The sequence below is a fragment of the Pseudomonas sp. MT3 genome, from assembly GCF_054720805.1.
The window spans coordinates 308561-319890 of sequence record NZ_JBTVPY010000001.1 but is presented as its reverse complement, the minus strand read 5'-3'; the positions used below and the strand labels follow the sequence as shown (position 1 = coordinate 319890).

12 protein-coding genes are annotated in these 11330 nt (G+C 68.6%); 3 read left to right on the top strand and 9 right to left on the bottom strand.

Annotated features, from left to right (window positions below; translation table 11 throughout):
* Positions 1–8 precede the first annotated feature (8 nt).
* Entirely contained in the window at positions 9–398 is a 390-nt protein-coding gene (locus ACYCAX_RS01375; RefSeq protein WP_015477548.1) for a VOC family protein, read from the top strand.
* A gap of 69 nt (positions 399–467) precedes the next feature.
* Here ACYCAX_RS01375 and ACYCAX_RS01370 read toward each other — a convergent pair whose 3' ends face one another.
* The 8 genes from ACYCAX_RS01370 to ACYCAX_RS01335 form a co-directional block, all read right to left on the bottom strand.
* Complete coding sequence (locus ACYCAX_RS01370; protein ID WP_294981432.1) at positions 468–1136, bottom strand: TIGR04211 family SH3 domain-containing protein; 669 nt, start codon at positions 1134–1136, stop codon at positions 468–470.
* A 246-nt stretch (positions 1137–1382) separates the two neighbouring features.
* Positions 1383–1895 (bottom strand): thioredoxin family protein, encoded by a 513-nt coding sequence (locus tag ACYCAX_RS01365; RefSeq protein ID WP_294981435.1) that lies wholly within the window; start codon positions 1893–1895, stop codon positions 1383–1385.
* A gap of 74 nt (positions 1896–1969) precedes the next feature.
* Complete coding sequence (locus tag ACYCAX_RS01360) at positions 1970–2632, bottom strand: glutathione S-transferase family protein (protein WP_015477545.1); 663 nt, start codon at positions 2630–2632, stop codon at positions 1970–1972.
* Between the two features lie 136 nt (positions 2633–2768).
* Entirely contained in the window at positions 2769–3122 is a 354-nt protein-coding gene (locus tag ACYCAX_RS01355) for a VOC family protein (RefSeq protein WP_460247276.1), read from the bottom strand.
* Between the two features lie 121 nt (positions 3123–3243).
* A complete protein-coding gene (locus tag ACYCAX_RS01350; protein ID WP_460247275.1) occupies positions 3244–4806 on the bottom strand; it encodes an FAD-binding oxidoreductase in 1563 nt (520 codons plus the stop codon).
* Positions 4807–4819: 13 nt separating this feature from the next.
* Positions 4820–5485 (bottom strand): hypothetical protein, encoded by a 666-nt coding sequence (locus tag ACYCAX_RS01345; protein WP_460247274.1) that lies wholly within the window; start codon positions 5483–5485, stop codon positions 4820–4822.
* 10 nt (positions 5486–5495) lie between these two features.
* Positions 5496–5825 carry a c-type cytochrome gene (locus ACYCAX_RS01340; protein WP_460247273.1) on the bottom strand — a complete coding sequence of 110 codons (330 nt, stop codon included), beginning with the start codon at positions 5823–5825 and terminating at the stop codon, positions 5496–5498.
* 37 nt (positions 5826–5862) lie between these two features.
* The gene (locus tag ACYCAX_RS01335) at positions 5863–7338 is read right to left on the bottom strand and encodes an aldehyde dehydrogenase family protein (RefSeq protein ID WP_015477540.1); all 1476 of its coding nucleotides are present in this window, start codon (positions 7336–7338) and stop codon (positions 5863–5865) included.
* 421 nt (positions 7339–7759) lie between these two features.
* On the opposite strand from ACYCAX_RS01335, the gene ACYCAX_RS01330 reads away from it, so the two are divergent.
* Positions 7760–9640, top strand: coding sequence for a sigma 54-interacting transcriptional regulator (locus tag ACYCAX_RS01330; RefSeq protein ID WP_460247272.1), 1881 nt, complete (start codon positions 7760–7762; stop codon positions 9638–9640).
* Between the two features lie 46 nt (positions 9641–9686).
* On the opposite strand, the gene ACYCAX_RS01325 is transcribed toward ACYCAX_RS01330, so the two are convergent.
* On the bottom strand, positions 9687–10583 hold the full coding sequence (locus ACYCAX_RS01325) for a SphA family protein (RefSeq protein ID WP_460247271.1): 897 nt from the start codon (positions 10581–10583) through the stop codon (positions 9687–9689).
* Positions 10584–10867: 284 nt separating this feature from the next.
* Here ACYCAX_RS01325 and tatA point away from each other — a divergent pair, with 284 nt between their 5' ends.
* Positions 10868–11083 carry a twin-arginine translocase TatA/TatE family subunit gene (gene tatA / locus ACYCAX_RS01320; protein WP_460247270.1) on the top strand — a complete coding sequence of 72 codons (216 nt, stop codon included), beginning with the start codon at positions 10868–10870 and terminating at the stop codon, positions 11081–11083.
* The last annotated feature ends 247 nt before the right edge of the window (positions 11084–11330 follow it).

Sequence of the window (11330 nt, the reverse complement as noted above, 5' to 3'; positions counted from 1 at the left end):
ACTCAGCGATGTTCAGCCACATCACTGTCGGCACCGCGGACCTGCCGCGGGCCATCGGGTTCTACCAGCGCCTGCTCGAGCCCCTGGGCATCGGCCTGCTGGCGCACCGCCATAACCCGGAGCGCGCGGTATTCACCCACCCGCAGAGCGACATCGCCTTCTGCGTCTATGTGCCCATCGACGGGCGACCGGCCAGCGCCGGCAATGGCAGCCTGGTGGCCTTCGAGGCGCGGACCCGTGCCCAGGTGGAGACCTTCCACCGGCGCGCGCTGGAGCAGGGCGGCGCCGACGAAGGCGGGCCGGGGCTGCGGCCGAACTATTCGCCCACTTACTACGGCGCCTATGTGCGCGACCTGGACGGCAACAAGCTGTGTTGCGTCTGCCACCTGGAGGAGTAGCGCGTCGGGGTACCCGGAGGAACCACCCGCGCGGGCGCGGGCGCGGGCTTCAGGGGTGGCGGGAGTGTGTCAGACCCACTGGTCGTTGCGCTTGCGGCGCACCCGCAGCAGGGTCGGCAGGATCAGGCCCGCCAGCAGCCCGGCGCCGGCGATGCTGCCGCCGTAGGTCATGTAGCGCATCAGCACCTGCTTGTTCTCGTCACCCAGCTGCGCCTGCACCGAGCGTAGGTCGGAGCGCGCCTGGTTCAGCTCGTTGTCCAGCGAGGTGCGCGCGGCCTGCAGCTCGTCGATCAGTTTCTTGCGCGCGTCCAGGGTTTCCTGCATGCCCTGCACGCGGGTCTTCCAGGTGTCGTTGATGCCGTCGAGCTGGCTGCTCAGTTCGGTCACCTTCTGCTCCAGCTGCGGCAGGCGCTCGGCCTGGCCGGGCTTGTCCTGCAGATCGCGGCTGGGGATCCATACGGTGTTGCCGCTTTCGCTGCGGACCTGGCTGTAGTCGCCCTGGGTGCTCACCAGCTCGACCTTCTGCCCGGACACCAGGGTGCCGACGATGCGGTAGCCATCGGTCGGGCCGCTGCGCACATAGGTGGTCAGGCTGTCGTTCACCCAACGGGCGTTGCCGGCCGCCTCCTCGGCCAGCGCCGGCAGCGTGGCCGCCAGCAGGCCACCGAGCAGGCAGGCGCCCACGGCGCGGGTCTGGAGGGAGGAAACACGGGGAGCGAGCTGGCGGGATAGGGACATGGGTCATCTTCACATGGCGATAGGAACAAACCCGGCAAGCGGGAACGAAATCGCCGGCCTGGGAAATTGTTGTGAACAGGGCGGGAAATGACGCGATCCCGCGTCAACTGGCGAAGTGCCATGCAACCCGCCCAGGTGGGCCGACAGCTGACAGACAGCCGACAGGCGGGTTGAGTTCACTGGCAGGCGAAGCGGGGGATGGGCGGCTGTCCGCGACGGGGACAGCCGGAGGCCGGCAGCGCCGGATCAGGCTCGGTCCTGCGCCGCTTCGATGATATCCAGCAGGTCGGTCAGGGTGTCTTCCAGGTACTGCCCGGCGCGGTAGTCCGGCTTCAGCGCATCGCCGCCGGCGACCACCACCTGCGGGCGCTCGACGAAACGGCCGACCAGCTCGAAGTTCTCGTTCAGCACGGCCACCACCGGGATCGGGATGCGCTCCAGCGCCAGCCGCTCGCGCAGGTCGTCCTCGGCGCGGCCCTTGGTGATTACCGCCAGGTCGATGCGCGGCTGGGCGCGTTGCAGGAAGTCCATCACGGTGATGTTGATCTGGCAGTCCGGGCACCACATTTCCCCGGCCACCAGCAGGTGGTAGCGCCGCGAGACGGCGTGCAGGCGCTGGCGGGTGGCGGCGCTGACGGCGTCGGCCCCGGCCAGTTTGTCCTGCACCCTGCGCACGCCGGCGATTTCGTCCGGCAGACCGTGGGCGACGAAGGCATCGAAGCCTTCACCGATGGAGAACAGTTCCTCGTAGGAGGCCATGAGCGTTTCTCTTGCAACGGGGGAGGCCGGCATCCCAGCAGAATTGTCGGACGAGGGCAACCGCGCGCCGGCCGTCAATCCCTGTCCGGTGCGCCCAGCGGAAAGAGCGGACGGTAGGGGCGGGCCTCGTCGACGGCGCGGGCGAACGACGGGCGCGCCAGCAGCCGCGCGCGGTACGCCCGGAGCACCGGGTAGGCGTCGCCGATGCGGTGGGTCCAGTCGGCATAGAACAGCGCCGGCGCCGCCGCGCAGTCGGCGAGGGTGAAGTCGTCGCCGTTGGCCCAGGGGTCGCTGGCGGCCAGGTGGGCTTCCAGCCAGCCATAGGCGTGCTCCAGCCTTTGCGTGGCGACCGCCAGGCCATCCTCGCGCTTGCCGGCGTCACCGCTCAGGGCGCCGGAGACGGCATGCTGCACCGGGCTCATCACGTGAAGGTCGAAGAAGCGGTCGAGGAAGCGCACCTGCAGCGCCGCCATCGGCTCGTCGGGCAACCAGCGCAGCGCGCCGCCGTGGGCGAGTTGCAGGTACTCGATGATGATGCTCGACTCGGCGATGCTGCGCTCGCCGTCGAGCAGCACCGGGAATTTCGCCAGCGGCCACAGGCGCAGCCATTGCGCCGAGTAGTCGGGGGTGTCCGGCCCGATGCAGCGGAACTCGAAGGCTGTGCCGTTCTCGTACAGCGCGATCAGGACTTTCTGGGTGTACGAAGAAAAGGGATGACCATAGAGCACGAGGGACATGGCGGGACCACCTGCGGTTGCACCGCGCGCCGTTGCGGGTGGTTTAACCCTAGTTGCCGGCAGGGGCCGGGGCAAGGTGGCGGCGGATGGCCGGAGGCTCCCCTGGTCGCCCGCCGTTGCCCATCCCCGGCGATCCTCAGCCGGTGTGCTCCAGCACGTTGACCAGGGTGCCCAGCGGGTCACGCAGGAAGAACCGACGCACGCCCCAGGGTTCGATCGCCAGCGGATAGGCGATCTCGTGATGGCCTGCCTGCGCGCGGTCATGCACCTCGTCGAGGTTGTCCACTTCGATGGACAGGTCCGGCACCGGCGCACCCGAGCCGCCTTCGCTGGCCAGGCTCATCTGCGCCAGGGCGCTGCCACCGCTGGCGAGGGTGAGCAGCCAGCCGTGGTCCATGACGATCTCCAGGTCGAAGAGGTCGCGATAGAAGCGCGCCACCTCGGCGGGCCTGGCGGTGGCGAGGTTGGCGACGATGCGGCGGACGGTCATGGCGGCGCTCCGGCGGGACAAAGGCGCCAGCATAGCCCGACAGTGGCCGTGGCGCCGGAGGGCACGGCGGCGGATGCGCGAGGGGAGGAATGCGCGGCCCCGGACGGGCCGCGCGGAGGCATCAGGCGTCGAGGTCGATGCCGGACTTGCCGGGGGCGAAGATGTTGTTCGGGTCCAGCGCGCGCTTGATCGCGTGGTCCACGCGGCGCTTCACCGGGCCGTAGCTGTCGGCCACGCGGTCCATGAACGCGGTGTTGACCCGGTACACGGCGTAGCCGAGTTTCTCGAACTCATCCAGCAGCTCGGCGAAGCAGGCGTGGGCGGCCTCGGTCTGCGCCGGGTCGGTGCGGTCGTAGAGCACGTCGATCACGTGGTGCATGTCGCGCCAGCCGACGATGAACTCGCCGACGTAGTCCAGCCCGTGCTTGTTGAGGATCCGCTTGGCCAACTGCATCTGTTTGTCGGTCTCGCTGCCGCGCGCCTGGCTGACCGGGGCGAACCACATCGAGCCGCCGCCGCCGCGCCAGTTGTACAGGCCGAACTCCTGCAGGTTGGGCACGCCCTTCATCAGCTTGGCGCGGTAGTTGAACGGCTGGGTGCCGCCGGCCTGCTCCTCGGTGATCAGGGTGCCCTTGCCGAGCGCGGCGATGGCCTGCTGGACGATCTTCCAGTTCACCGCGACCTGCTCCTCGGTGCCGTACAGCGCGGCGTACACGTTCCAGGCGCCCAGGCCCTTGTCCTTCATGATCTGCCGGACCACAGAGTCCGGCGTCGCGCCCGGCTCGCGAGTGTAGTCGCTGCGCCGCACGTTGGCGCTGCCGGCTTCCCACAGCACATTGGCGATCACCAGGGCGTTGGGGATGATCTGGGCGATGCGCAGCGGCCGCAGCACCTCGACGATCTCGGCGATGTCGCTCTCGTTCTCGAAGCGGATGGCGAAGGGTTTGTACTTCGGCGGCTTGGGCATCAGCCAGAAGCCCATCTTGGTGCAGATGCCGAAGTTGGACTGGGTGAAGATGCCGTCCAGGCTCGGGCCGTAGCCCCACTTGAACACCTGCCAGCTGTTCTCGCCCTTGACCCCGCCCATGCCGGTGCGCAGCACGTCGCCGTTGGCCAGCACCACTTCCATGCCGCACTGCATGAGGAAGTGCTCGCCGTAGGGGGTGTAGCCCACGCCCCGGTCGAGGGTGTTGCCCACAGGGCCGGCGATGGCCGAGGGCGCCGACATCGACAGCATCAGCGGCAGGTTGTTCTCCTCGATGTAGTCGTACAGCTGCTGGTAGGTGACGCCCGGCTCCACCAGCGCGGTGCACAGCTCCGGGTCGACATGGAGGATCTTGTTCATCTTCTTCAGGTCGAGGATCACCTGGCCGCGCTGGCCGGGGGCCGCCGAGCCGTAGCCGAAGTTGCGGCCGGTGGAGATGGTCCAGATCGGGATGCGGTGTTCGTTGCAGATCTTCACCACGCCCTGCACCTGCTCCACGCTGGTGGCGGTGAGCGCCGCCGAGGGCGCGTGCTCGGCGTCCGGCACCGGCATCATGATCTTCATGTACGGGACCAGCTGGTCATCCTTGAGCAGCACGTTGTCCTCGCCCAGCAGGGCGCGGAACTTGACGACCGCCTTAGCGAACTCGGTGTTTTTCACGCCACGCGGGAGCACGGCGTTCTGCTTGGTTTCGGTCATGGGACGGGCTCCTTCAGGCCTGGATCGAGAAAGACACGAAATGGCCGCTCAGCCCACTGGCGACGACGCCGGGGACGAGGCGGCCAGGGGCTGCGCCGGCAAGGGCGAAGCCGAGGGCGGCGGCCCATTGCTCTTCCTGGCCGGCGCGGCGGGGCGCGGCCTGCAGTTGCAACGGGGCACGGGCGCCATCGAAGCGCGACTCGCTCAAGGCGAAGCCGGCGCCGCACAGCGCCAGGGCATGCCCCAGTCGGCTGGCGCAGCCGTGGCTGGCATCGGCGCTGAGCAGACGGTGGCGCGAGTGGCCGCCGTCGACGCTGTGCTGCCCCAGCCAGCGCACCCGCGCGCCGGCGCTGCGGGCGCGCTCCACGGCCAGCAGGGCGCTGGCGTCGTCGAGCAGGCCGAGCACTTCGCCGCCGGCGCGCAGTTGCGCATCGAGTACCGCGAGGAAGGCGCCGTCGGCGGATGCCTGCAGCACGCGCGGCGAGGCATCCGGCGCGGCGGCGAGGATGCCCTGGTAGAAGGCCGAGTCGCGGGTCGGACGCTCCAGCAATACCAGCGCCGGAGCGCCGCCACGTTGTGCCAGGCCGCCGGCGAAGGCGCCACCCGGCAGGCTCAGCGCCACGCCGGAGGCGGCGCCCAGGGCCATGCCCTTGAGCAGGGTTCGACGTTCGAGATTCATCGCGTGGCCCTCACTTGGCTGCTGGCGCGGCGGATTGCTGGATGTACTGCGCCACGTCCTTGAGTGCGTTGTCGTCGATGTAGGCGGTGGGGAAGGCCGGCATGGCGCGGAAACCGTGGCGCACCACGGCGCTGATGTATTCCACCGGCAACTGGCGGCCCTTGATCACCGGGCCGACGCCGGCCTCGTGGCAGTGTCCGCAGACCTTGGCGTAGACGTTGGCGCCGCCGTGCCACTGGCCGTCGCCGTCGGCCAGGGCCGGCAGGGCCGCGGCGGCGAGGACCAGCGCCAGGCCGGCGGGCAGGATGCGGCGAACGCCGCGGGAAAGGATGCAAGGCATGGGCTTCTCCGTTGTTGTGCTTGTTCGAAGTAGACGGTCAGAAGGGATAGGGACGCGGGCCGTGCTGCACGCTCAGCCAGTGGTCGGTGGTGAACTCGTCGATCGCCCAGTCGCCGTTGAAGCGGCCGATGCCGGAGTTCTTCTCGCCGCCGAAGGGGGCGTTGGGCGCGTCGTTCACCGGGATGTCGTTCACGTGGGTCATGCCGGCGTGAATCCGCCGTGCGAAGCGCACGGTGCGTTCCAGGTCGCCGCCGAACACCGCGCTGGACAGGCCGAACTCGCTGGCGTTGGCCAGCTCCAGCGCGTGCTCGGCATCGCGCGCCGGCTGGATGCCGACCAGCGGACCGAAGATTTCCTCGCGGGCGATCTCCATGTCCGGGCGTACGTCGGCGAACACGTGGGGCGGCAGCACGCGGCCGGCCACGGCGCCCTCCACCAGCACCCGGGCGCCTTCGGCGCGGGCCGTGTCGATCTTGCCCAGCAGGCCGTCGAGCTGACGTTGGTTGATCACCGGGCCGATTACCGTGGCCGGGTCGCTCGGGTCGCCGCAGCGCAGCGCTTGCACGCGCTCGGCATAGCGCTCGCAGAACGCCTCGTAGAGGGGCTGCTCGACGATGATGCGGTTGATCGCCATGCAGATCTGCCCCTGGTGGAGGAACTTGCCCACCACGGCGGCGTGTACCGCGCGCTCCAGGTCGGCGTCGGCCAGCACCACGAACGGGCTGTTGCCGCCCAGCTCCAGGGCCACGTGCTTGAGGTGCGCGCCGCCGCTGGCGAGGCGCCCGATGGAGCGGCCCACCGGGGTCGAGCCGGTGAAGGAGATCAGCGCCGGCACCGGGTGTTCGACGAAGGCGTCGCCGATCTCGCTGCCGGCGCCGACCACGACGCTCAGCACGCCGGCCGGCAACCCGGCTTCCTCGAACAGTCGCGCCAGCAGCAGGCCGCCGCTGACCGGGGTGTCGCTGGCCGGCTTGACCACCGCCGCGTTGCCCAGCGCCAGGGCCGGCGCCAGGGAACGCTGGGTCAGGTGCAGGGGGAAGTTCCACGGGCTGATGATCCCCACCACGCCCAGCGGGCGGCGGTAGACGCGGCTCTCCTTGCCGGGGATGTCCGATTCGAGGATGCGCCCGTGGACCCGGCTGGGGAACGACGCCGCCTCCAGGGTGATGGCGCGGGCGGCGCCCCATTCGATCTCGGCCTTGATCCGGGTGCTGCCGGATTCGCGGATGATCCAGCCGATGATTTCCTCGCGGCGGCGGTCGAACAGCTCGACCGCGCGCAGCAGCACCGCCGCACGCGCCGAGGGGGCTTGCGCGGCCCATTCGACCTGGGCGGCGCGGGCGGCCTGGCAGGCCTGGTCGAGGTCAGCGCGGGTGGCCAGCGGCAGGCTCAGCAGGCACTGGTCGGTGTAGGGATCGCGTACCTCCAGCTGGCGCGGCGAGGCGCCGTGGCGCCAGTGGCCGGCCAGCGGTTGCAGGTCCAGATCGGCATAGGGGGGCAGGGGGAAGCTCATGGAGTCCTCTCTCTTGTTGTTCAGTGGGGAAGCACGAAGCGGATCAGGCCGCAGGCAGCGGACGGCTGATCGGGCGCGTTGGCGGGTGGAGCGGGGAGGGGCAGTGGGTCATGGCACGGGCACCGTCTTGTTGTATGCGCTGGGCGCTTTGAAGAGGGTCTTAACAAGGGGCGTGCCAGAAGCGGTTAATTTAAATAAAGTTCTTTTAAATCAATTATTTGTATTTATTTTGGGGTGGGCGAACGGGGCCGGCGAAAATTTGCTTCGCGGAATTTTATGAAGAGATTTCGCCGACTCGTCGAAATGCCTCGCCTGCGCGGTTCGTTGATCGAACGTCGGCGAACGGATAGTCGATGGTGGCAATTGACCGCTGGGGCCGGGCGGGCATACTGGACCGATTCCCTGCCTGTGCCTGCCCGAGATGACAGCCCCAAGACATAACGACAACGACCGCGCGACCCTCGAAGAGCGGTTCCTGGAAGATCTCCTGAAGAGTCGCAAACGACTGATCGTGGAGAGCACCACCGGCCTCGAGAACCGTGGCTGCCCGTCCGCCGGCGAGCTGGCCGAGACGGTGGCCTTCTCGCCCCAGGATGGCTCCATCTGGCTGTGCGGCCAGCGCATGGTGCTGATGCAGACCTCGACCCTCGGCACCCTGCGCCGCGAACTGGTGGAGAACCTGGGCACCCTCAAGGCCCGCGAGGTATTCACCCGCATCGGCTGGCAGGCGGGGGCGGCCGACGCCTCGCAGGTCAGCGAGCAGTGGCCGCAGGGCGACCCCAGCGCACTGTTCTCCGCCGGGCCGCGCCTGCACATGCTCGAAGGCATGCTCAACGTCGAGGCGCTGCGCTTCGAGATGGACAACAGCCTGGGCCACTTCGACGCCGAATTCCTCTGGCACAACTCGGTGGAAGCCGACGTGCACATCGCCCAGTACGGCATCGGCAACGACAGCGCCTGCTGGATGGCCATCGGCTATGCCAGCGGCTACGCCTCGTCGCTGCTCGGCCGCCTGGTGGTGTTCCGCGAGGTGGAATGCCGCGCCTGCGGGCAGTCGGTGTGCCGTATCGTCGGCAAGCCGGCGGAGCAGTGGGATGACGTGCAGCGCGACCTCGCCCACCTGGACGCCCGCGATTTCATCAGCCGCGCGCCCCATGCCTTCGCCAGCGCGATGGAAGTCGCCAGGATGGACACGCCGCCGCCGGGCGAGCGGGACGCGCGGAGCATGGTGGGGATTTCCTCGGCCTTCGTCGCCGCCAGCCACCTGCTGCGCTGTGTGGCACCGACCCAGGCCACGGTGCTGTTGACCGGTGAGTCCGGGGTGGGCAAGGAACTCTTCGCCGAGAACCTGCACCGTGCCAGCAGCCGGCAACGCATGCCGCTGATTTCGCTGAACTGCGCGACCCTGCCGGAGAACCTGGTGGAGGCCGAGCTGTTCGGCGTCGAGCGCGGCGCCTTCACCGGCGCCGAGCGCACCCGCGCCGGACGCTTCGAGCGCGCCGACGGCGGCACCCTGTTCCTCGACGAGATCGGTACCCTCAGTCTGGCGGCGCAGAGCAAGATTCTGCGCGCTTTGCAGGAAGGCGAGATCGAGCGGGTCGGCGGCAACGCGCCGATCCGCGTCGATGTGCGGGTGATCGCCGCGACCAACCTCGACCTGCGCGCCGAGGTGGCGGCCGGGCGCTTCCGCGAAGACCTGTTCTATCGCTTGAACGTCTTCCCCATCCACCTGCCGCCCCTGCGCGAGCGGCGGGAGGACATCCCGCTACTGATGAACCACTTCCTCCGCCGCTTCAGCGAGCGGCACGGGCGGCGGCTCGCGGGCTTCACCACGCGCCTGCTCAACGCGCTGCTGACCCACGCCTTCCCCGGCAACATCCGCGAGTTGCAGAACCTCATCGAACGGGGCGTGATCGCCTGCCCGGACGGCGCGGCCATGGACATCAGCCACCTGACCCTGGGCGGCGACCGCAGCATCGCGGCGCCGGTTGGCCTGACCCCGTCCGGTCGCCTCGGCAGCCTGCCGTTGCCCGGCGAGCAGCACGCCACCGCGCTGGCCGATGCGCAACTGCTGCAGGCCGCGTTCGAGAGTGAGCAGACCCGAGGCGCTTCCGGCGAGCCGGTGCTGGCCAGCCTGCAGGCCTTCATCGCCGGCCGCGAGGGCGCCCTGGGCACCAGCCTGGATGCCATCGAGAGCCTGCTGGTGAAGCTGGCGCTGGAACGCAGCCAGGGCAACATCACCGCCGCCGCGCAGATGCTCGGCATGAGCCGCGCCCAGGTCAGCTACCGGCTCAAGCGCTGAGGCCGGTGCGGCGACGGCGCCAGCGGGGCGCCGCCGCCGTGCGGGGTCAGAGCGGGAAGGTCCACTTCAGCCAGTAGGCCGCGCCCTCCGGGCGGTTGCGCACATCGCTTTCCTGTTGCCACTTGGCGCTCAGGTGCCAGCCGGAGGCCGCGCTGTACTGCACCGACGGACCGATGGAGAAGGCCCGGCCGCGGTTGTCGTCGAGGCGATGGCCATCCTGCTCGTCGTCGCTCACCTGGCGATAGAGGTAGCCGCCCACGCCAACCACCCAGCCGTTGCCCAGGCCCCAGCCGACGGCATAGTCGGCGTGCAGTTCCTGGCCCGACAGGTAGTCGGTAGCCTGGTTCTCGAAGTTGTAGTCGTACATCAGGCGCACGTCGGCGTTGAGCCCCTGCGGGTCGATGTAGCTCAGCGCGTAGATGGCCTGCAGGGTGGTGTAGTTGCGCCCGAGGTTGACCAGGTCGTGCTTGTCGTAGGAGCCGGTGGGCAGCACCAGGTCGACCCCGGTGGCGGCATGCAGCTTGTCGCTGTAGTGGTAGCCGAGGAACGGCCCTACGTGGATATCGCCCAGGCCGCTCTTGCTCTCGCGCTGACCCTCCACCTCTACCCGCATGCGGTTCAGCGGTACCACCGCATGGAAGCCCAGGTTGCCGCCGAGCATCTGCTGCTCGGTGACCCAGATGAAGCGCGGGACGATGGAGCTCACGTGCAGGTCGAAGTCCACCGGCAGCTCGTGGCCGTCGTTGCCGCGCAGGCTGTCGGCGCGGTAATCGGCGGCGAACACCTGGCCGTAGAGGCCGGGGGGCGGCACCACGCCCATCAGGTAGTTCTCGATGCCCATAGGCCAGGACGATCCGCCCCCTTCGGTGGCCTGGGCGGTGGGAAGGGCACTGCTCAGCAGGAGAGCGCAGGACAGGCCGAGGGCCGGGTTGGGTCGATTCATGAAGGCACGCCTTTTTGTTGTTGTCGAGGCGTCTTACTCAAGCTTTGTGCCATCTTCCAGATTTTATTTTTTATTCTTTAATATCAACAAGATAGATTTCTTGTTGTCGACTCATGCGGGAGCCCTTCGGGGCGGGCACGGGGGATTTCGTTAAGAAATTCCATCGCCTGCGAAAAGTTCGCCGTTGGTGCGTGCGATCAGCGCCCGGAGTTCGTCGAATGGCGGCATCGGCAGGTGCGCAATCCCGTTAACCTTCGGCGACCCGATCAACCGAGGACTGCATCATGGGACTGTTCGACTGGAAACACTGGCTGGTGCTGCTGGCGGTGGTGGTGCTGGTATTCGGTACCCGCCGCCTGAAGGGTGCGGGGGCGGACCTGGGGGAGGCGATCAAGGGATTCCGTCGTTCGATCGCCGAGGAGGAGACTCCACAGGTGCCGGTTCAGTCCGTGCGACAGGCGGGTGCCGCGGAACTGGAGCCGGGGGCTTCGCGCCAGTAACAGGCGTTCAGGTGCGGGCGGTCCATACGTTGCGTTCGCGTAGGGGCAACTGTCTACTTCTGGACGACCTGTGCCAGCGCTTCCCCCTCTCCCTCAGGGAGAGGGGGCAGACCGTGCTGGCTGAGACCGGGGTTTCCTCCTGCATCCATGCAGCCGTCGCGGCATCCATGCCGCTCAACCCCTGAAACTCCGATTCCACCAGACCTCCTGAAGGGGCGCTCCGGTGCGTGCGGATATTTCTCTGGAA

Bases quoted from the DNA above. Each gene is read 5' to 3' on its own strand.
- ACYCAX_RS01375 (WP_015477548.1), top strand. From the start codon at position 9: ATGTTCAGCCACATCACTGTCGGCACCGCGGACCTGCCGCGGGCCATC.
- ACYCAX_RS01370 (WP_294981432.1), bottom strand. From the start codon at position 1,136: ATGTCCCTATCCCGCCAGCTCGCTCCCCGTGTTTCCTCCCTCCAGACC.
- ACYCAX_RS01365 (WP_294981435.1), bottom strand. From the start codon at position 1,895: ATGGCCTCCTACGAGGAACTGTTCTCCATCGGTGAAGGCTTCGATGCC.
- ACYCAX_RS01360 (WP_015477545.1), bottom strand. From the start codon at position 2,632: ATGTCCCTCGTGCTCTATGGTCATCCCTTTTCTTCGTACACCCAGAAA.
- ACYCAX_RS01355 (WP_460247276.1), bottom strand. From the start codon at position 3,122: ATGACCGTCCGCCGCATCGTCGCCAACCTCGCCACCGCCAGGCCCGCC.
- ACYCAX_RS01350 (WP_460247275.1), bottom strand. From the start codon at position 4,806: ATGACCGAAACCAAGCAGAACGCCGTGCTCCCGCGTGGCGTGAAAAAC.
- ACYCAX_RS01345 (WP_460247274.1), bottom strand. From the start codon at position 5,485: ATGAATCTCGAACGTCGAACCCTGCTCAAGGGCATGGCCCTGGGCGCC.
- ACYCAX_RS01340 (WP_460247273.1), bottom strand. From the start codon at position 5,825: ATGCCTTGCATCCTTTCCCGCGGCGTTCGCCGCATCCTGCCCGCCGGC.
- ACYCAX_RS01335 (WP_015477540.1), bottom strand. From the start codon at position 7,338: ATGAGCTTCCCCCTGCCCCCCTATGCCGATCTGGACCTGCAACCGCTG.
- ACYCAX_RS01330 (WP_460247272.1), top strand. From the start codon at position 7,760: ATGACAGCCCCAAGACATAACGACAACGACCGCGCGACCCTCGAAGAG.
- ACYCAX_RS01325 (WP_460247271.1), bottom strand. From the start codon at position 10,583: ATGAATCGACCCAACCCGGCCCTCGGCCTGTCCTGCGCTCTCCTGCTG.
- tatA (WP_460247270.1), top strand. From the start codon at position 10,868: ATGGGACTGTTCGACTGGAAACACTGGCTGGTGCTGCTGGCGGTGGTG.